This is a genomic window from Pseudomonas sp. 22082 (genome assembly GCF_052046055.1).
GTDB lineage: Bacteria > Pseudomonadota > Gammaproteobacteria > Pseudomonadales > Pseudomonadaceae > Aquipseudomonas > Aquipseudomonas pharyngis.
This window is the reverse complement of the sequence record NZ_JBQEQB010000003.1, coordinates 29,304-49,391: the sequence shown is the minus strand read 5'-3', so window position 1 is coordinate 49,391 and position 20,088 is coordinate 29,304. Positions and strand designations below refer to the sequence as shown.

General features: G+C 60.8%; 18 protein-coding genes. 15 read left to right on the top strand and 3 right to left on the bottom strand.

Features of this window, described 5'->3' with window-relative positions; genetic code table 11:
• The first annotated feature begins 10 nt into the window (after positions 1 to 10).
• Positions 11 to 538: a GNAT family N-acetyltransferase gene (locus ACTJK9_RS04555; RefSeq protein ID WP_440812462.1), complete on the top strand. Its 528-nt coding sequence runs from the start codon at positions 11 to 13 to the stop codon at positions 536 to 538.
• Here ACTJK9_RS04555 and ACTJK9_RS04550 read toward each other — a convergent pair.
• On the bottom strand, positions 522 to 1,487 hold the full coding sequence (locus tag ACTJK9_RS04550; protein ID WP_221397398.1) for a LysR family transcriptional regulator: 966 nt from the start codon (positions 1,485 to 1,487) through the stop codon (positions 522 to 524). The genes ACTJK9_RS04555 and ACTJK9_RS04550 overlap by 17 nt on opposite strands.
• 311 nt (positions 1,488 to 1,798) lie before the next feature.
• Between ACTJK9_RS04550 and argH the strand changes: the two genes are divergently transcribed.
• The 14 genes from argH to ACTJK9_RS04480 all read left to right on the top strand — a co-directional run bounded on the left by argH (position 1,799) and on the right by ACTJK9_RS04480 (position 18,006).
• The gene (gene argH, locus ACTJK9_RS04545; RefSeq protein ID WP_440812459.1) at positions 1,799 to 3,226 is read left to right on the top strand and encodes an argininosuccinate lyase; all 1,428 of its coding nucleotides are present in this window, start codon (positions 1,799 to 1,801) and stop codon (positions 3,224 to 3,226) included.
• A 150-nt stretch (positions 3,227 to 3,376) separates the two neighbouring features.
• Positions 3,377 to 4,255: an amino acid ABC transporter permease gene (locus ACTJK9_RS04540; RefSeq protein WP_085610364.1), complete on the top strand. Its 879-nt coding sequence runs from the start codon at positions 3,377 to 3,379 to the stop codon at positions 4,253 to 4,255.
• Between the two features lie 10 nt (positions 4,256 to 4,265).
• The gene (locus ACTJK9_RS04535) at positions 4,266 to 5,030 is read left to right on the top strand and encodes an amino acid ABC transporter ATP-binding protein (protein WP_039768627.1); all 765 of its coding nucleotides are present in this window, start codon (positions 4,266 to 4,268) and stop codon (positions 5,028 to 5,030) included.
• Between the two features lie 39 nt (positions 5,031 to 5,069).
• On the top strand, positions 5,070 to 5,894 hold the full coding sequence (locus ACTJK9_RS04530) for an ABC transporter substrate-binding protein (protein WP_074690517.1): 825 nt from the start codon (positions 5,070 to 5,072) through the stop codon (positions 5,892 to 5,894).
• Between the two features lie 128 nt (positions 5,895 to 6,022).
• Complete coding sequence (locus ACTJK9_RS04525) at positions 6,023 to 6,868, top strand: polysaccharide deacetylase family protein (protein WP_440812455.1); 846 nt, start codon at positions 6,023 to 6,025, stop codon at positions 6,866 to 6,868.
• Entirely contained in the window at positions 6,861 to 7,751 is an 891-nt protein-coding gene (locus ACTJK9_RS04520; protein ID WP_440812453.1) for a polysaccharide deacetylase family protein, read from the top strand. Before ACTJK9_RS04525 ends, ACTJK9_RS04520 begins: the two co-directional genes overlap by 8 nt.
• Entirely contained in the window at positions 7,748 to 9,100 is a 1,353-nt protein-coding gene (locus ACTJK9_RS04515; RefSeq protein ID WP_440812450.1) for an MmgE/PrpD family protein, read from the top strand. The genes ACTJK9_RS04520 and ACTJK9_RS04515 overlap by 4 nt, the downstream gene beginning before the upstream one ends.
• A 16-nt stretch (positions 9,101 to 9,116) precedes the next feature.
• Entirely contained in the window at positions 9,117 to 10,295 is a 1,179-nt protein-coding gene (locus tag ACTJK9_RS04510) for an MFS transporter (RefSeq protein ID WP_440812448.1), read from the top strand.
• Positions 10,296 to 10,452: 157 nt separating this feature from the next.
• Positions 10,453 to 11,148 carry an HPP family protein gene (locus ACTJK9_RS04505; protein WP_085610369.1) on the top strand — a complete coding sequence of 232 codons (696 nt, stop codon included), beginning with the start codon at positions 10,453 to 10,455 and terminating at the stop codon, positions 11,146 to 11,148.
• Between the two features lie 357 nt (positions 11,149 to 11,505).
• The gene (locus tag ACTJK9_RS04500) at positions 11,506 to 14,322 is read left to right on the top strand and encodes a cytochrome P450 (RefSeq protein WP_085610370.1); all 2,817 of its coding nucleotides are present in this window, start codon (positions 11,506 to 11,508) and stop codon (positions 14,320 to 14,322) included.
• A gap of 3 nt (positions 14,323 to 14,325) precedes the next feature.
• Positions 14,326 to 14,730 (top strand): RidA family protein, encoded by a 405-nt coding sequence (locus ACTJK9_RS04495; protein ID WP_085610371.1) that lies wholly within the window; start codon positions 14,326 to 14,328, stop codon positions 14,728 to 14,730.
• Positions 14,723 to 15,577 (top strand): alpha/beta hydrolase, encoded by an 855-nt coding sequence (locus tag ACTJK9_RS04490; protein ID WP_085610372.1) that lies wholly within the window; start codon positions 14,723 to 14,725, stop codon positions 15,575 to 15,577. Before ACTJK9_RS04495 ends, ACTJK9_RS04490 begins: the two co-directional genes overlap by 8 nt.
• Before the next feature lie 167 nt (positions 15,578 to 15,744).
• On the top strand, positions 15,745 to 16,851 hold the full coding sequence (locus ACTJK9_RS04485; protein WP_440812444.1) for an enoyl-CoA hydratase/isomerase family protein: 1,107 nt from the start codon (positions 15,745 to 15,747) through the stop codon (positions 16,849 to 16,851).
• 3 nt (positions 16,852 to 16,854) lie between these two features.
• Positions 16,855 to 18,006, top strand: a complete 1,152-nt coding sequence (locus ACTJK9_RS04480) for an acyl-CoA dehydrogenase family protein (RefSeq protein ID WP_039768643.1) — start codon at positions 16,855 to 16,857, stop codon at positions 18,004 to 18,006.
• A gap of 89 nt (positions 18,007 to 18,095) precedes the next feature.
• Here the strand turns inward: ACTJK9_RS04480 and ACTJK9_RS04475 are convergent, their stop codons facing one another.
• Positions 18,096 to 18,869, bottom strand: a complete 774-nt coding sequence (locus ACTJK9_RS04475) for an enoyl-CoA hydratase (RefSeq protein ID WP_064381493.1) — start codon at positions 18,867 to 18,869, stop codon at positions 18,096 to 18,098.
• A 14-nt stretch (positions 18,870 to 18,883) separates the two neighbouring features.
• The gene (locus ACTJK9_RS04470) at positions 18,884 to 20,011 is read right to left on the bottom strand and encodes an acyl-CoA dehydrogenase (RefSeq protein WP_440812441.1); all 1,128 of its coding nucleotides are present in this window, start codon (positions 20,009 to 20,011) and stop codon (positions 18,884 to 18,886) included.
• Positions 20,012 to 20,088 lie beyond the last annotated feature (77 nt).

The following is a 20,088-nucleotide window of genomic DNA, read 5'->3' as shown; positions in this document are numbered from 1 at the left end:
CCGCTGACTGATGACCTTTACCGTGCGACAGGCCCTTGCAGCCGATGCCATTGCCCTCCCCACCATCGAGCGTTCGGCCGCCGCGCTGTTTCGCCTCGACTCTTCACTGGCCTGGCTGGCGGCTGCCGCCGTGCCGCAAGCCTCGGCGCATTTACCGGCCATTGAACGGGGTGAACTGTGGGTGGCGCAAAACAACGACGGGCAACTTGCAGGTTTTTTAAGGGCGGTGACGGTCGACCAACAGTTGCACATTGAGGAACTGTCCGTCAGCCAACACTTTCAGGGCCGGGGTGTCGGTCGCAAGTTGCTGTTGGCGGCGATTGAACAGGCACGTCTGTGGCAACTTCGGGCGGTGACGCTGACGACCTTTCGCGATCTGCCGTGGAATGCGCCGTTCTATCAACGCATGGGTTTTGCGCTATTGAACGCCGAGGAAAAGGACGCGCGTCTGAACCATGTATTGCGCGATGAAATCGCTCACGGATTGCCCGGCGAGCGACGTTGCGCCATGCGCCTGATCCTCACGCCGTCGCCTTGAGATCAACCCCCAGCGCCTGGGCGAACGCCTTGACCAACGGACTGCGCACGGTGTTGTGGCGCAGGATCAAATTGAACGGCGTGACGAAGTGGATCAGTTCCGGGCACACCGCGCGAAACTGCCCGGCGGCCACCAGCGTGGCGGCGTAGTGTTGCGGTAGAAAGCCCACGAAACGCCCGGTCTTGATCAACAATGCCACTGCTTCGACCTGGGTCGCCGAGGCGGAAAAGCTGTCGTAGCGGGCGAAGTTGAGCTTGTCGCGATGGATTGCGTAGCGGTGGTTGATGCACTCGTAATCCTGCAGCACGTTGCCGCCCATCTGCTCCGCCGGCATCTCGAACAACGGATGACCGACGGCGCAGTAAGCCTGCGAGCGTTCTTCATAGAGCGGGTAATAATCGAACTCTTCGCGCTTTTGATAAACCGGGACTATTCCGGCAACTAAGCGCCCCTCTACCACGCCTCTTTCCACTTCATCCAACTGGGTCGCCTGAAGTTGAAACCTTACTTTCGGCGAATGTTCATTTATCTTTCTAAGCGCGGCAACTAACGGTGAATTATCGTCGCTAATTGTATTGTCGACCACTCCCACTCCAAGGTCGCCGATAAGTTCGTTCTGCGCGGAGCTAAGCCGGTCACGAAAGTTGTCGACCGAAGCAAACAGATCAATCGACGCCTGATACACCAGACGCCCTTCTTCGGTCAGGTGAAACCCCTCGCGGCCACGGGTGCACAGGCGCATGCCGATGCGGATTTCCAGGTCGGAGATCTGTTTGCTGATCGCGGCCAGGCCCACATTCAGCTCGTTTTGCGCCGCGCTGAAGCCGCCGGCCTCGACCACCGCCTTGAACACCTTGAGCAGTTTGAAATCCAGTCCGCTGAGGGCCAAAGGTGCCCGGTGAGCGGTTTTGACCGGTGGGTTTCCGGAATTGGAAAGTGGGGTTTCCATAATGCTGATTTACCTCTGGCGCAATGTTCAACAATCTGTGTCCAACAACAAAAACATCGCCGGCTAATAATAATGATCACAGAAAACCAGCCTTGGCAACCGCCAGAAAATCCCGAACATCAGTGCCAACTCACTGATCGCCAAACATTAAAAGCTGACACTTCGATCAGCTCTTGTCTCTTGCAACTGCCCTCTTGAAAACTGCTTTGGCCTGATTCTGTCTGCCGCTTCTGTCCACTAATTGGCCGGCACGATTTTTCAGGGCCCAGCACACCGATTTCAGTTCGCGTTACCGACGAGGAAAACAACAAATGTCTCAAACCACCGACCGTCTCTGGGGTGCCCGTTTCAAAAGCGGCCCGTCCGCAGCCCTGGCGGCCCTGTCCCGTTGCCCTGAGCGCTATTTCCGCCTGACGCCGTACGATCTGGCCGGCTCCAAGGCCCACGCCGGGGAACTGCAACGTGCCGGCCTGCTCGACGAGCAGGAAACCAGCACGATGATCGAAGCCCTGGACGGCATCGGTGCCGATTTTGCTGCCGGGCGCATCGCCCCGACCCTGGACGACGAAGACGTTCACACCTTTATCGAGCGCCTGCTGACCGAACGCCTCGGCGCGCTGGGCGGCAAGCTGCGCGCCGGCCGTTCGCGCAACGACCAGACTGCCAACGACCTGCGCCTGTTTCTGCGGGATCACGTCCGCACCCTGGCCGTGGAAGTGCTGGCCCTGCAAACGGCGCTGGTCGATCAGGCCGAGCAGCACGTCGAGAGCATCTGCCCCGGTTTCACCCACTTACAGCAAGCGCAACCGATCGTGTTCGCCCATCACCTGCTGGCCCACGCGCAATCGATGTTGCGTGACGTGCAACGCCTGGTGGATTGGGACGCGCGCACCTCGCTGTCTCCGCTCGGTGCCGCAGCCATGGCCGGTTCCGCGATCGCTCGCCAGCCGCAGCAGTCGGCCAAGGAAATGGGCTACGCCGGGGTCTGCGAAAACTCCATCGACGCCGTGGCCAGCCGCGATCACGTCGCCGAGTTCCTGTTCATCGCCAGCATGCTCGGGATCAACATCTCGCGTCTGGCCGAAGAGTTCTGCCTGTGGTCGTCGCGCCAGTTCCGTTGGGTCGATCTGGACGACGCCTACGCCACCGGCAGCTCGATCATGCCGCAGAAGAAAAACCCCGACATCGCCGAACTGGCCCGGGGCAAGGCTGGCCGTCTGATCGGCAACCTGACCGGCCTGCTGTCGACGCTCAAATCTCTGCCGCTGTCCTACAACCGCGACTTGAGCGAAGACAAGAACGGCGTGCTCGACAGCGTCGACACCCTGCTGCTGGTGCTGCCGGCCATGGCCGGGATGGTCGCGACCATGACCGTCAACGTCGAGGAACTGCGGCGTCAGGCACCGCTGGGTTTCACCCTGGCTACCGAAGTCGCCGACTGGCTGGCGGTGCGCGGCGTGCCGTTCAAGGAAGCCCACGAAATCACCGGCGCGCTGGTGCAGGCCTGCGAGAAACACGGCATCGAACTGTGGGAAGCCTCGCCGGCGCTGCTGGCCGAGATCGACCCGCGCCTCACGGCAGACGTGCGTGACAGCCTGACCCTGGAAGCCGCCATCGCAGCCCGCAGCGGCTGGGGCGGTACCGCACCGCAACAGGTGCGCGAGCAGATCGGCCGCCTGAAAACCGCCCTCGCCGCGCAGCGGCAGTGGACCGAAAACTACCAGGGCTTCCGCCTCTAACGGCCAATACGCAAACCCTGTAGGAGCGAGCCTGCTCGCGATGGCGATGGATCAGCCAGCAGAGATGTCGAGAGTGCTACCGCAATCGCGAGCAGGCTCGCTCCCACAGTGGAATGCGGTGGATTTGAAAGTACAGTTCGGAGAAACACCATGAGCCAGACTCAGGCAGAACGACTCCAGGCGGAGCGCAAACTGGCGGAAAACCAGTTCGACATTACCCAGTACCAGCATGTGCCACGGCGTTATTACGGGCGGATTTTCTTCGCCACCCTGATCGTCATCGCCATCATCGGTCTGGTGCGGGCCTTCGCCGAAGGCAAGATCGAATGGTCGTACATCGGCCAGTTCCTCACCTCCGAAGCGATCATGTGGGGCCTGTTCAACACGATCATCATGGCCGTGCTGGCCATGGCGCTGGGCATCGTGTTCGGCGTGATCACCGCGATCATGCGCATGTCGGCCAACCCGATCCTGCGCTACGTGGCAGTGACCTACACCTGGCTGTTTCGCGGCACGCCGCTGATCCTGCAACTGCTGTTGTGGTTCAACCTGGCGCTGATCTTCCCCACCATCGGCATCCCCGGCCTGTTCGAACTCGACACCGTGAGCCTGATGACCCCGTTCGTGGCCGCCCTGCTCGGCTTGAGCATCAACCAGGGCGCCTACACCGCTGAAGTGGTGCGCGCCGGCCTGCTGTCGGTGGACACCGGCCAGTACGAAGCAGCCAAATCGATCGGCATGCCGCGCCTGCAGGCGCTGCGCCGGATCATCCTGCCGCAGGCCATGCGGATCATCATTCCGCCGGTCGGTAACGAGTTCATCGGCATGGTGAAAATGACCTCGCTGGCGAGCGTCATCCAGTACTCGGAACTGCTCTACAACGCCCAGAACATTTACTACGCCAACGCCCGGGTCATGGAGCTGCTGATCGTCGCCGGTATCTGGTACCTGGCCACCGTCACCGTCCTGTCCTTTGGTCAAAGCCGTCTGGAGCGTCGTTTCGCTCGCGGCGCCGGCAAGCGTTCTTGAGGAGTCGAACATGAGAAACATCGTCAAGGCCGTGAGCCTGAACAAATATTACGACCAGTACCACGCGCTCAAGGACATCAACATCGAGGTCGAGCAAGGCGAAGTGCTGTGCATCATCGGCCCGTCCGGCTCGGGCAAGAGTACCCTGCTGCGCTGCGTCAACCAGCTGGAAAAGATCGACAAGGGCGGCCTCTGGGTCGACGGCGAACTGGTCGGCTACCGCGTCGTCGGGCACAAGCTGCACGAACTCAACGAGTCGCAGATCGCCCGTCAGCGCCTGGCCACCGGCATGGTGTTCCAGCGCTTCAACCTGTTCCCGCACATGACCGTGCTGCAAAACATCATCGAAGGCCCGTGTCAGGTGCTCAAGCGTTCGCCCAAGGAGGCGCACGAAGAAGCCCTGGAACTGCTGGCCCGCGTCGGCCTGGCCGACAAACGCAACAGCTACCCGATCGAGTTGTCGGGCGGTCAGCAGCAACGGGTGGCGATTGCCCGCGCCCTGGCCATGCGACCCAAGCTGATGCTGTTCGATGAACCCACTTCGGCACTCGACCCGGAACTGGTCGGTGAGGTGCTGTCGGTGATGCGCGATCTGGCGCAGACCGGCATGACCATGATCGTCGTAACCCATGAACTGGGCTTCGCCCGGGAGGTTTCCAACCGCATGGTGTTCATGGACGGCGGGCAGATCGTGGAGGCTGGAAGCCCCGAAGAAATACTAATAAGTCCGCAAAACCCGCGCACCCAAAGCTTCATTTCTGCCGTTCGAACCTGAGGCCCCTTTGGCCTTCACAACACTCATAAGAGAACGTCCATGAAGAACTTCGTCATTCCAGCAGTACTCACCTCCCTCATGTCTTGCGGTGTCGCCGTGGCCGCCGAGTTGCCGGCCAGCATCAAGGAAAAAGGCGAGATCGTCGTCGCGATTATGCCCAACTATCCGCCGATGGATTTCAAGGACCCGGCCACCAACAAGCTCACCGGCCTTGACTACGACCTGGGCAACGCCCTGGCCGAACGCCTCGGGGTGAAGATCAAGTGGCAGGAAACCGGCTTCGAGCAAATGATCAACGCCCTGACCACCGACCGCGTGGACATGGTCCTGTCGGGCATGACCGACACCGCCGAGCGCCAGGCCAGCGTGACCTTCGTCGACTACTTCACCAGCGGCCCGCAGTTCTACACCTTGCAAAAGAACGCAGCGACCAACGAGATCATCGACCTGTGCGGCAAGAAAGTCGGCACCAGCCGCCGCACGACGTTCCCGGCGGAAATCGCCGAGTGGAGCAAGGCCAACTGTGAAGCCGCCGGGAAACCAGCGATCAACGTGATCGGCACCGAAGGCTCGGCCGACGCCCGCGCCCAACTGCGCCAGAGCCGTATCGACGCGGCGATGCAGGGCAGCGAAACCCTGTCGTACCTCAAGACCCAGGAAAAGGACATGTACAAGACGGTCGGCCAGCCGATCTCCGTGCAGTTCACCGGGCTGGGGGTGAGCAAGAAAAAGCCTGAGCTGAGTGAAGCGGTGAAGGTGGCGTTGCAAAGCATGGTGGATGACGGCAGCTATAACGCGATCCTGAAGAAGTGGGATCTGGAACTGGGTGCGATCAAGGATGTGACCATCAACGCCGGTAAGTAACTGGTTCCTCTGTGGGAGCGGGCTTGCCCGCGATGGCGCTCGATCAGTCGACATCAATGTTGAATGTACCGGCCTCATCGCTGGCAAGCCAGCTCCCACAGGGGTCGTGAACAGTTGGAGAGTTATCGATGTCCTCCTTGCAACCCACCTGGCCCGACCAGCACAAAGCCTGCCTCGCCCTGGCCTTCGACCTCGACGGCCCGACCGGCGATGCCATGCTCAACAACTCGATCTGGCACAAACCCGAATACTTCGGCTTTGGCGGCTACGGCCCCTACCGCGCCTTGCCACGCCTGCTGGATCTGCTCGACACCTTCAAGATCCCGACCACTTTCTTCGTCCCCGCCTGGGTCGTGGAAAACTGGCCGAAACAGTGCCAGGCCATCGTCGAGCGCGGTCATGAGGTCGCCTACCACGGCTACAAACACGAATCCTTCTACGCCCTGACGCTGGACCAGCAGCAGGCCGTGATGAACAAATCCCGCGACGTCTTCTGGCAATACCTGCACATCCGCGCCGAGGGTTTTCGCACCCCGTCCGGCGACTGGCGCGCCGAAACCCCGGCGATGCTGGCCGACAACGGCGTCATCTATTCCAGCAGCATGCGCGGCGATGATCGCCCGTATCTGGTCAACGTCCCCGGCCACGACACGCCGCTGGTGGAAATCCCCGGCCGCTGGGAAATGGACGACTACGCCTCCCTCGCCTACACCCGCGCACCGAACTTCCCGTCCGGGCTCGATCGCACCGCCAGCTACGAGCTGACCCTCGACAACTGGCAACGCGAGTACGACGGTGCGATGGACGAAGGCCTGTGCCTGACCACCCTGTTCCACCCGAAAATCACCGGCAAACCGGGGCGCATCCTGTTGCTGGAGAAACTCTTCGAGCACATGCGCCATCGCGATGACGTGTGGTTCGCCACTTGCCGCGACGTCGCCCGCTGGTGGCTGAAGGAGCATCACCATGGCTGACGCTGACAACCTCTGGCCCGCCGGCAAACGCTGCGCGGTGGTGCTGACCGTCGATTACAACGACATCCACGGCATTCTCACCCAGGCCCCGGAAGTCGCCGGGCGCGACAAGACGCTGTCGGTGTGGCGCTACGGCACGCAACGCGGCGTCGAGCGTTTGCTCGGCCTGTTCAGGGAACTCGGGGTGCGCAGCAGCTGGTTCGTGCCCGGCATCGTCGCCGAGGAAAACCCGCAGCACATCGCCGCGATTCTGGCTGACGGCCATGAAATCGCCTGCGCCGGCTACCGCCATCAGGATTTCGACACGCTGGATCTGGCGGCGCAGAGTGCGGAAGTCGCCAAAGGCTGCGCAGCGCTGGAAGCCTTGACCGGCGTGCGTCCGACCGGTTTCCGGATTCCCGCCGGCAACGGCGCGCCGGGCTTCATTGAAGCCTTGAAAGATCACGGCATTCTCTGGTCGTCATCTTGGCGTGGCGATGACCTGCCGTTCTTGCATCCGACCGCGCCCGAAGTGGTCGAGCTGCCGCTGCATTACGAACTGGAAGACGAACCCTACTTCGCCTTCAACCTGAGTCCGGCCGTACCGCCGGCGCAATCGCGGATCGCCTCCTACAGCCACACCCTGGGCAACCTGCAAATGGACTTCGCCGGATTTCACCGCTTCGGCCTGTGCTACGTGCTGCGCCTGCACCCGGAAATCATCGCCACGCCGGGGCGCATCGGCGTGCTGCGCGAATTGCTGCAAGGCATTCAGCAGCATGACGACGTGTGGATCGCCACCGGAGCCGAAGTCGCGCAGTGGTGGGCGCAGACGGCGGCGCCGGTTGCGCAGGATCATCCGGCGTCGGTGTATGAGCGCCATTATCGGGACTACCTCGTATGACCGAACGCATGCAGCGGCTGGCGCAGTTTTGCGTCGAAACGCGGTTTGAAGATCTGCCGCCAGCGTTGGTGGAACAAGCCAAGCGGCACATTCTCGACACCTTCGGCGCAGCACTGGCCGGGGCTGACAGTGCGGTGGCGCTTCAGGCGCGACAGGTGTTCGGCGCCGAACCCGGCACTGCGTTGGTCTGGGGTTCATCGTTGCGGGTCGGCGCAGGGCATGCGGCCTTGCTCAACGGCATCGCCGCCCATGCGCTGGAGCTGGACGACACCGGCGGTTGCGATCACTCGGGCGCGGTGGTGTTGCCGGCGGTGATGGCGGCGCTGTCACTGGTGGATCGGCCGGTAGACGGTCGCGAGTTCATCACCGCCGTGGTGATCGGCTACGAAATCGGCCGGCGGGTGCTGGAAGCCTGCGGCAGTTATTCGGCGCACAACGGCGCCGGCTGGCATTCCACCGCCACTTGCGGCGTGTTCGGCGCGGCGGCAGCCTGTGCGCGGATCTTTGCGCTGGATGTCGGGCAGACCGTGTCGGCACTAGGCATCGCCGGCAGTTTCAGCGGCGGGTTGTGGGCGTTCATCCACGACGGTTCGCAGAGCAAAAAACTACACAGTGGCCGGGCGGCCGAGGGTGGCTTGCTCGCCGCGCGTTTTGCTCGCGAAGGCGTCAGCGGGCCGTCGGTGTTGTTCGAGGATGTCTGGGGTGGTTTTCTCAAGACCCTGGCGCCGGCCAGCGCACAACCGGATGCGCTGGATGCCGATTTGGGAAAGGTCTGGAAACTCGCGCGCTGCTCGATCAAACCCTATGCCGCGTGCCGTGGCACCCATTCGGCCATCGATGCGCTTGGGTTGTTGCTGGAGCAATTGCAGGTCGGCGCCGATCAGGTGGAAGACATCCAGGTGCACCTGTGCGGGTTTCTGCTCGACATGTGCGGCGGTCGCGACATCCAAAGTCTGGCCGCTGCGCAGATGAGCCTGCCCTACGCCCTCGCCGCGCGGCTGGTGCACGGTCATTGCCGACTCGAGGCTTACGATGAGCAGCCACGCAACGATCCGCGCATCGCTCACTGGCTGACGCGCATTCGCCTTGAAGTGGATGAGCGACTGTCGGAGGATGGCGAGCCGGTGGTCGTCATGCGAACCCGCGACGGGCGCCAGGCGAGTCTGTGTGTCGAGGTGCCGCTGGGCGCGCCGGGCAATCCGTTGAGCGAGGCGGCGCTGGAGGAGAAGTTTTTCAGTCTGGCGCTGCGGGTGATTCCACCGGTCAAGGTTGAGCCATTACTGGCGCAGCTGCGGCAACTGCAAACGCTGGATTCCGTGCGCGATCTCGAGCGCCTGTTAACCGAATAAGGACATTTGATTTTCCGTGGCCACCTACTCGCTCGTTATCCGCCGCCTGATGATCGTCTCGCTGACCATCGTCGTCAGCCGCGCCATCACCAGTCCGTTGCTCACGCTGTTTCTGAGCAACAAGCTCGGTCTCAACCAACAGGACGTCGGGTTGTTATTGGGCATCGCGGTGTTCATCGCCACCCTGCTTGCGCTGTACGGCGGCTACATCATCGACCGGCTCGAGAAGCGCCGGTTGCTGATTCTGGCGATGCTCTCCAGCGCCATCGGCTTCGTGCTGCTGACCTTCGCCAAAGACCTCTACCTGACCACCGCAACCCTGGTCATCACCGAAACCGCCTCGGCGCTGTTCTTGATCGGCTCCAAGGCGGTCCTCAGTGAAAACCTGCCCATGGGCCAGCGGGCCAAGGCGTTTTCCCTGCGCTATACGCTGACCAACATCGGCTACGCCACGGGTCCGATGCTCGGCGTGGTGATCGCCGGGGTGTACCCGATTGCGCCGTTCCTGATTGCCGCCGGCATTGCTTTCGGCAGCATCTTCCTGATGATCGGGATTCCCAAGGATGCCAGCCCGGTCGCCGCCATCGGCCAGCCGCAAAGCTTCCTGAAAACCCTGATCACCCTGAAAAACGACCGCACGCTGATCATGTTCACCTGCGGCTGTCTGCTCAGCACCGTGGTTCACGGCCGCTTCACCCTGTACCTGTCGCAATACCTGCTGGTGGTCGAGGATTCGCAGCGCGCGTTGCAAACCATGGCCGCCCTGCTCGCCTGCAACGCCATCGCGGTGATTCTGCTGCAGTACCAGATCGGCCGCTTCCTCAACCGGGAAAAACTGCGCTATTGGATCGCCGCCGGCACCAGCCTGTTCATCGTTGGATTGATCGGCTTCAGCCTGGCCGACAGCCTGGTGACCTGGTGCATCGCGATGTTCATCTTCACCCTCGGCGAGATGATCATTTACCCGTCGGAATTTCTGTTCGTCGACACTTTGGCCCCGGAAGAACTGCGCGGCAGCTATTACGGCGCGCAGAACCTGGCGGCCCTCGGCGGCGCGCTGAGCCCGGTGATTTGCGGCTTTCTGCTGATGCATACGCCTGCGCCGACCATGTTCTACGCCCTCAGCGCACTGACGGCGATGGGCGGGATTCTGTGTTTCATGAGTGGGCGGCGCGTGGCTTTACTGCATAAATAATGCACTGAAACTGCATTTATATGAATTTGTCAGCATCGTGATTGCTTGGCACACTGTGCGCGTTCCTCCCCCAATAGTTGGAACACTTCGAAGGACTTTCCGCGTTTACGGACAAGTCCTTTTTTTTGCCCCGGATTTCGCAAAGGATCGATTCTGCATGCTCGCTCGCTGGTTGCCCGCCGCCATCAACACCCGTCCCACCGAATGGAGCCGCGCCGCCATCGGCATGGCCCTGGGCACGTTGTTCAGCGTGTGGGCGTGCAGTCAGGTGTTCGGCATTGAAGTGGCCTACCACCTGATCGGCCCGCTGGGCGCTTCGGCAGTGTTGCTGTTCGCGGTGTCCTCCGGCGCCCTCGCCCAGCCATGGTCGATCATCGGCGGCTACCTGTGCGCAGGCGTCGTCGCGTTGCTGGTGGCCCACGTCCTCGGCCGAACCCTCGGCAGCGCCTGCCTTGCGGCGGGTATGGCGCTGATCCTGATGTGCTGGCTGCGCTGCCTGCACCCACCGGCCGGCGCCGTGGCATTGACGATGGTGCTGGCCGATCCGATGACCATCGCCATGGACTGGAAAGCCCTGGAACCGGTGATGCTCAGCGCCGCCTGCCTGCTGCTGGCCGCCCTGGCCTACAACAACCTCACCCGCATCCGCTACCCGAAACGCCCCGCCGAACCGGCGCCGGCCGTGGCGCCGGTGGATATTCAGTCCATCACGGCCGAAGATCTGAAACTGGCACTGGCCGATATGGAGGCGTTCATCGATGTCACGCCGGAGGATCTGGAACAGTTGATTCATGCCAGTGAGTTGCATGCCAAACGGCGGAGTATTGGTGAAGTGCTGAGTGGACGCCGGTAAGACGTGATCCGACCGAAGGTTGTCGGGCGCCCTTGCCAAGACATGGCCAACGTCTACCTTTCAACCTTGTACCGCACAGATCTGTCTGCTTTTCACTTGGAAGTCTGGCCCGCAGTAATGTCCAGTAGCGATGACATCGGTAGTCTGGCTATGGAAGAACGCTCAACGTTGTTGAGAAGCGAGCTGGCTTTGCGCTTTGACTGAACCGTTACTTTCCTCAAACATCGCAGTTCCCGCGTAACCTGCAGTCCGCCCGGATGCCCCGCTTTTCACTGGCGGGCCAGCGTGTTTTCGCCAGCTCCGCGAATCTGGTGGTTTTCGAATCCATGGTTTCGAAATCTGCGAGAGGAACGTTTCATGAGCGACCCACTGCTGAAGTTGCTGCAAACGCCCTTGTTCGACCCCGAGAAGCGCCATCGCGCGTCTCTGCGCGAATATATGGATCTGAATATCGATCGTATGCGCGCGATCATCGGTAACGGGCTCATGACTAATGCCATGTGGCTGGGCCAACCCCGTCAGTCTGAATTCCGGTTGATGCTTGAACGTGCAGCGCTTATTGGCGCCTGGGACTATTCACTGATTGCCTGCATCGTCGACCACTTCATTGCCGGTGACGCTTTTTTTGCCCATGGCAGTCAGAACCAGATCGCGCAGTATCAACAGGAGATCTGTCAGCTGGATGCGGTTTACGCTTTTGGCTGCACGGAGATCGCCAGCGGCTCCGATGTTGGCAACCTGCAAACCACAATCACCCATGCCCCTCACAAACATTGTCTGATTCTGAACTCGCCCACTGCACAGTCCTGCAAGTTCTGGATCGGCAACGCCCTGCACGCAGCAGTGGTGGTCATGGTACTGGGGCGTCTGATGGTCAAAGGTGTGGATGAGGGGTTGCACTGGTTCCGCGTGCGAATTCGCGAGGAAGAAAATGGCCCGCTTTTGCCAGGCGTCAGGATTACCACTTGCGATCCCAAGGGCGGGATCCACGCCAATCAAGTCGCCGGCATCCGCTTTAGCAAAATGAAGTTGCCGCTGGGCGCGCTGATGCAACGCTATGCCAGGTTCTCTGCGCAAGGTGATTTCAGCAGCGACATCCCGCCAAAAGAACGCTTGAAAAGCGCGATGCAGACATTCATCCAGGAACGCCTTTTCCTTATTGCTGCCGCTCGTGGTGGCGCCAGTATGTGTGTTTACCTGACGTATCGTTTCGGCTTGAATCGTTTGCTCAAGGGTAACGAAGGCAGCCAGTCTCTTCTGACCAAGGCACTGTTCCAACAACGCCTGTATGTCGAACAACTCAAGGTGCTGGCCCTGAAGATGCTGGAGCGGGCGGTGCTGTCGCGGTTCGAAGCGTACTGGCATCAGCCGGCCAGACGGACAGAACTGCATATTCTTGCCGCCATCGTCAAAATTGTCGGCACGTGGCTGGGTCTGGAGGTCATGAGGGCATGCAGAGAGCTTTGTGGTTCGCAGGGTTTTCACCATCACAACCAGATCGTCACCTTGTGCATGGATCACGAGATCAGCACCACCTTTGCTGGTGATAACAATGTCCTGTGCTGTCAGGTTGCCCGGGACGCGATAAACCGGCCGCGGTCTGCCTCTGACAACATCGCACAGCAAATTGAATCTTCAATTGTTGATGAGTGCCGCCGTGCCGGTGATTTTTCCCATTGTCAGGCTGTAGCGCTCACCTACGCTCGAGCGCTGGATCTGATAATCGACGAAGGTAAACGCAATAGGCTTGTGTCATCCGAGATATTCGAGGACATCGTCCACGTCTTTTCCCCGAAACTTTACCAATGGGGGCTCGCTGCCAACACCGAGCTGGAGCAGAACGCCACCGAAGCTCGACTGAGCTTGATAAACAAGCTGCTCAAACCACCGTCAGAGCTGGTCAGTGCCCCCATCGACAAAAAAGACTACATAAAACACTTCACGAAACCGCTGTACGAAAGGGAGCCGGATTTCTCGAACCGCAATACGATTCGCAACCCTTACCGGGCGTATGCCTGGCTGCGGGAACATCAACCGGTCTACTGGTGCGAACACTTGCAGGCGTGGTTTCTGACGCGTCATTGCGATGTTTTCGCTGCACAAGCTGACGCCCGGCGTTTTTCGTCAAACCGCATGCAACAACTGATCGACGCGCGGGTGCCTGAAAACAAACGCACGCATCTGACCGAATTCATCAAACTGGCGTCCCGATGGATGTATTCCCAGGATGGCGCAGTTCACAAGGCCAGTCGTCAATTGCTGGGCAATGCCTTTACACCCCGCTCCATCGAATCCTTGCGGACAATCATTCAAGACATCACTGATCGCGAACTGTCGAGGCTGCGCGGACAGACCGATTTGAAAGCCAGGCTTTTTGACCGGATTCCAGCCCTGATTCTGGCTTGGCTTTACGGCATGGAGGAGGATGACGCGCTAAAGCTTCGACGCTGGACGCGAGACATTGTCATGTTTCTCGGCGGCAGCCAGGATGCGGATCAGGGGCCGGATCAGGCCCTGGAAGGCATCAAGGAAATGTACGCCTTTTTCGCTGAGCTCATTGAAGAGCGGCGCAGGCAACCCAGAGATGACCTCGTGAGTCGGGTACTGGAGAGTGGCCAGAACAGCGCCGCCAGTGTTGATGAAGTGCTGGCACAGATCGTGTTCATTCTGGTTGCGGGTTACACCACCAGTGCAGACCAACTGTGTCTCGGCCTGTTGCATTTGCTAAAGCATCCCGAACAACTCAAGGCCCTGAAGGCTGACCCGACACTGATCGACTCATTCATTGAAGAAATGCTGCGCTTCGACCCTGCCGGCTCCTTGAGCCACAGGGTGCTCATGGAGGACGTCACCATTGACAACGTCACGATGAAAAAGGGGCAGCTGGCTTACTTGATACGAGCCTCAGCCAATCGTGATCCGACAAAATTCCCCAATCCCGACAAGTTCAATATTCGTCGCCCAAAGTGCGATCACCTGACGTTTGGAAGAGGCGAACATTTTTGCTTGGGCACGGTGCTATTCAGGCTAGAGGCCAAGATCGTATTCACCTCGCTGTTGCAACGCTTCCCCGACTTGCATCTCATCACGCACCGGCCTGCTACGTGGCGCAACAGCAACCTGCAATTCCGGGGTTTGAAGACACTTCCAGTCGATCTGGGCACAGGAGCCTGAGTCATGAAATTCAAACGTGTTTATTCCGGAGCACCTTGGGAACGCCTCGCCGGTTACTGCAGAGCCGTGAAGGCTGGCAACACTATTCTGGTCGGAGGGACGGTGGCATTTCGCAAAAACGGCAAGCCCTTCAAACCTGGCGATGCGTACGCCCAGACACGGCGATGTCTGAAAATCATCGAACAGGCGCTGAAGCAACTGGGTGAGGATCGTACCCGCATCATTGCCACGCGCATGTACACCACCAATATGGATCACTTGCCAGAAATCGCGCGGGCGCACAAAGCGTTTTTCGAAGGGCATCCACCGACGACAATGTTGCTGGAAGTCTCTCGACTGGTCAGCCCTGAGTACGTTATCGAGATCGAGGCAGAGGCCCGTTCGGGCAGGAGCTGCGGCCATGGATGAAACCTCGTTGACTGTAGAGGACGCCAGAACGGCGTTGCGTGAGGCGCAAGTCACCTGCGTTCATGACCTGGCGATTCAAAGCCATGGCCGGTCACTGCCGCTGCGCCTCTACACGCCACCCGGCAAGAGGCCATTTCCCGTGCTGGTTTTCTTTCATGGCGGGGGGTGGGTCACGGGAGACCTGGACACGCATGACGGATTCTGCCGGTTGATGTGTGAGTGGGCTGGTTGCGCCGTGGTCGCCGTTCATTACGCCCGCCCTCCGGAACACTTGTTTCCGGCAGCTCTGGAAGACTGCTGGACAGCTTTCAAGTGGGTGACACGGCAAGGCGTTGATTGCGGACTGGATATTTCAAGCATTGCAGTCGCAGGAGGTGGTTCAGGAGGCGGGATGGCCGCCGTCATCAGCCAGCGCGACGCTGAATGTGACAAGCCAGGTATCTGCTCTCAGTTGCTGCTTTACCCTTTGCTCGATTGCCACACACGCCGCCGCTCCCACACGAAATTCGGGCAAGGACATGGACTGACCACAGACATGATCGAATGGTACCTCGGTCACTACCTGCCGCCCGGTACATCGCGCGTGGACAGACGGCTGTCGCCCCTGCTCAGTGACTCGCTGCGTGGATTGCCCCGGACGTTGATCATCACCTGCGGACTTGATGTTCTGCGGGATGAAGGCCGTGCCTACGCGAGGCGATTGCGAGCAGCAGGTGTCACTGTCGAACACAAAGAGTTTTCGGGGATGCGTCACGGTTTCATGAACTACCCCGCCGCCCATGAAGAGGCCAGGCGCGCCCTGTTGCTTTGCGCCCGGACCCTTCAAGCACAGCTTCGCGGCGAATGACGGCAGGGACTGGAATCAACGCCTGCAAGCAGCTTTCCAGACAAGGCAAAAATGCAGACAGCCCATGCACATATCCCCGTTGTACACGGCAAATTTGCACTGTTACGATCCGCTAACGCTCGCGCGCGAGCTTCTCGAATAAAGACAATAAAAGCAGGGAGTTAGTGATGACTGCTCAGGCTTCATCCCCGCGGACTTCGTCCATGGATGCCACGCCGCACGAAGTGCTGGCCGAGGTTCGCAATCACATCGGTCATCTGACCCTCAACCGCCCCGCCGGCCTCAATGCCCTGACCCTCGACATGGTGCGCCAGCTCCAGCGGCATCTGGACGCCTGGGCCGCCGATGCCGATATCCACGCGGTGGTGCTGCGCGGTGCCGGCGAAAAAGCCTTTTGCGCCGGTGGCGACATTCGCTCGCTCTACGACAGTTTCAAAAGCGGCGAGACGCTACACGAAGATTTCTTCGTCGAGGAATATGCCCTCGACCTGACAATCCACCATTACCGCAAACCGGTGCTGGCGCTGATGGACGGTTTCGTTCTCGGCGGCGGCATGGGTCTGGTGCAAGGTGCCGATCTGCGGGTGGTCACCGAGAAGAGCCGTCTGGCGATGCCGGAAGTGGCGATCGGGTACTTCCCGGATGTCGGTGGCAGTTATTTCCTGCCACGGATACCCGGCGAGCTGGGGATTTACCTGGGCGTCAGCGGCGTGCAGATCCGTGCAGCAGATGCGCTGTATTGCGGGCTGGCCGACTGGTATCTGGAGAGCAGCAAACTCGGCATCCTCGACGAACAACTCGATCACCTGGAATGGCACGACACGCCGCTCAAGGACCTGCAAAGCCTGCTGGCCCGCCACGCTGTGCAAACCCTGCCGGATGCGCCGCTTGAAGCCTTGCGCCCGGCCATCGACCACTTCTTTGCGTTGCCGGACGTGCCGAGCATCGTCGAGCAACTGCGCGCCGTGACCGTCGCCGACAGCCACGAATGGGCAACCACCACCGCCGACCTGCTGGAAACCCGCTCGCCGCTGGCCATGGGTGTGACCCTGGAAATGCTTCGTCGCGGCCGCCATCTGAGCCTGGAACAGTGCTTCGCCCTCGAACTGCATCTGGATCGCCAGTGGTTCGAACGTGGCGACCTGATCGAAGGCGTGCGCGCCCTGCTGATCGACAAAGACAAATCACCACGCTGGAATCCGCCGACCCTGGCCGCGCTGCACGCCGAACAGGTCGCAAGTTTCTTCCACGGTTTCGCAGAGAGCGGGAGCTGAGCCATGCACGATCTCGAATTGACTGAAGACCAGGTCATGATCCGCGACATGGCCCGGGACTTTGCCCGCGGCGAAATCGCGCCCCACGCACAAGCCTGGGAAAAGGCCGGCTGGATCGATGACGGTCTGGTGGCGAAGATGGGCGAACTCGGCCTGCTGGGCATGGTGGTGCCGGAAGAATGGGGCGGCACGTACGTCGACTACGTGGCCTATGCGCTGGCAGTGGAAGAGATTTCTGCCGGTGACGGCGCCACCGGCGCGTTCATGAGCATCCACAACTCGGTAGGCTGCGGCCCGGTGCTCAACTACGGCAGCGAAGAACAGAAACAGACCTGGCTGGCGGATCTGGCCAGCGGCGCGGTGATCGGCTGCTTCTGCCTGACCGAACCCCAGGCCGGCTCCGAGGCGCACAACCTGCGCACCCGCGCCGAACTGCGCGACGGGCAATGGGTGATCAACGGCGCCAAGCAATTTGTCAGCAACGGCAAGCGGGCGAAACTGGCGATCGTGTTTGCGGTGACCGATCCGGATCTGGGCAAGCGTGGCATCTCGGCGTTTCTGGTGCCAACCGATACGCCGGGGTTCATCGTTGATCGCACCGAACACAAGATGGGCATTCGTGCTTCCGATACCTGCGCAGTGACGCTGAACAATTGCAGCATTCCTGAAGCCAATCTGCTGGGTGAACGCGGTAAAGGTTTGGCAATTGCCCTTTCCAACCTTGAAGGCGGACGCATCGGTATTGCCGCGCAAGCATTGGGCATCGCCCGTGCGGCGTTCGAGGCGGCGCTGGGTTATGCCCGTGATCGGGTGCAGTTTGGCAAGGCGATTGTCGAGCACCAGAGCATCGCCAACCTGCTGGCGGACATGCAGATGCAGATCAACGCGGCCCGCTTGATGATCCTGCACGCGGCGCGGCTGCGCACGGCGGGCAAACCGTGTCTGTCGGAGGCTTCGCAGGCCAAGCTGTTTGCGTCGGAAATGGCCGAGAAGGTGTGTTCGTCAGCGATTCAGATTCATGGCGGGTATGGGTATCTGGAGGATTACCCGGTTGAGAAGTACTACCGGGATGCGCGGATTACCCAGATTTATGAGGGGTCGAGCGAGATACAGCGAATGGTGATTGCTCGGGAGTTGAAGAACTACCAGCTCTAAAAGCATCGCCAGCAGGCTGGCTGCCACAGGGATTTGTGTAATCACAGATCCAATGTGGGAGCCAGCCTGCTGGCGATGGAAGCGCCGCGTTACTTGCCCTGGAACTCGGCAGGCCGCTTGGCCACAAACGCCGCCATCCCTTCCTTCTGATCCTGCGTCGCAAACGCCGCATGGAACACCCGACGCTCGAAACGCACGCCTTCAGTCAGGTTCACTTCGAACGCACGATTCACGCTTTCCTTGACCATCATCGTAATCGGCAGCGATTTGCTGGCGATCACTGCGGCGACTTTCAGCGCTTCGTCCAGCAATTCGGCACTCGGCACGATCCGCGCAACGATGCCGCAGCGCTCGGCTTCCACCGCGTCGATCATGCGGCCGCTCAGGCACATTTCCATGGCCTTGGCCTTGCCCACCGCGCGCGTCAGGCGCTGGGTGCCGCCCATGCCCGGCAGCACGCCGAGGTTGATTTCCGGCTGGCCGAATTTGGCATTGTCGCCGGCCAGGATGAAGTCGCACATCAGCGCCAGTTCACAGCCGCCGCCCAGGGCAAAACCGTTGACTGCGGCGATGATCGGCTTGCGCCGGTTGGCTACGCGGTCGCTGTCGCTGAACAGGTCGTCCATGTAGATCTGCGGGTAGGTCAGATCGGCCATTTCCTTGATGTCCGCGCCGGCGGCAAAGGCTTTGGTCGAGCCGGTGATGACGATGCAGCCAATATTCGCGTCGGCTTCAAAACCATCGAGCGCGCGGTTCACTTCGCTGACCAGTTGCGCGTTGAGGGCATTCAGCGCCTGCGGGCGATTGAGGGTGATCAGGCCGACGCGGCCATGGGTTTCCAGCAAAATCGTTTCGTAACTCATGTGCAGATTCCTTCTCAAAGATTGCGCGAAATGACCATGCGCTGAATGTCGCTGGTGCCTTCGTAGATCTGGCAGACCCGCACGTCGCGGTAGATGCGCTCCAGCGGGAAGTCGCTGAGGTAACCGTAACCGCCGAGGGTTTGCAATGCCATGGAGCAGACCTTCTCGGCCATTTCCGAGGCGAACAGTTTGGCCATCGACGCTTCCACCAGCGCCGGCTGACCGCTGTCGCGCAGGGCGGCGGCGTAATGCACCATCTGCCGCGCCACGGCGATCTGAGTCGCCATGTCCGCCAGACGGAAGGCCACGGCCTGATGCTCGATGATCGGCTTGCCGAAGGTGTCGCGTTCGCGGGCGTAATCGCGCGCCGCTTCGAACGCGGCGCGGGCCATGCCCACCGATTGCGAAGCGATACCGACACGGCCACCTTCGAGGTTGGCCAGGGCGATCTTGTAGCCCTCGCCCTCCTCGCCCAACCGGTTGGCCACCGGCACTTTCACGTCTTCGAACAGAATCTGGCAGGTGTCCGAGGCGTGCTGGCCGAGCTTGTCTTCGATGCGGGCAACTTTGTAGCCCGGCGAGTCGGTCGGCACGATGAAAGCGCTGATCCCGCGCTTGCCGGCACTCGGATCGGTGACCGCAAACACGATCACGACCCCGGCGTTCTGCCCGGAAGTGATGAACTGTTTGCAGCCGTTGAGCACGTAGTGATCGCCTTCCAGCCGTGCACGGGTTTTCAGGCTGCTGGCGTCGGAACCGGCCTGGGGTTCGGTCAGCGCGAAGGCTCCGAGCATCTCGCCGCTGGCCAGCGGTTTGAGGAAGCGCTCGCGCTGGTCGTCGTTGCCGAACTTGAGGATCGGCACGCACCCCACCGAGTTGTGCACGCTCATGATCGTCGAGCATGCGCCGTCGCCGGCAGCGATTTCTTCCAGGGCCATGGCGTAGGCCAGGTAGCCGGTGTCGCAACCGCCCCACTGCTCCGGCACCAGCATGCCGAAGAAGCCCAGCCCGGCCATTTCGCCGATGGCTTCTTTCGGGAAGCGGTGTTCGCGATCCCACTCGGCGGCGAACGGTTTGAGCCGTTCCTCGGCAAACTGCCGGGCCATGTCGCGGATTTGTTGTTGGTCGTCATTGGGAATCATGGTGAATCCTTATTCATTGGCACCGTCTATCCCCTGTGGGAGCGGGCTTGCTCGCGAAAGCGGTGGATCAGCACAGT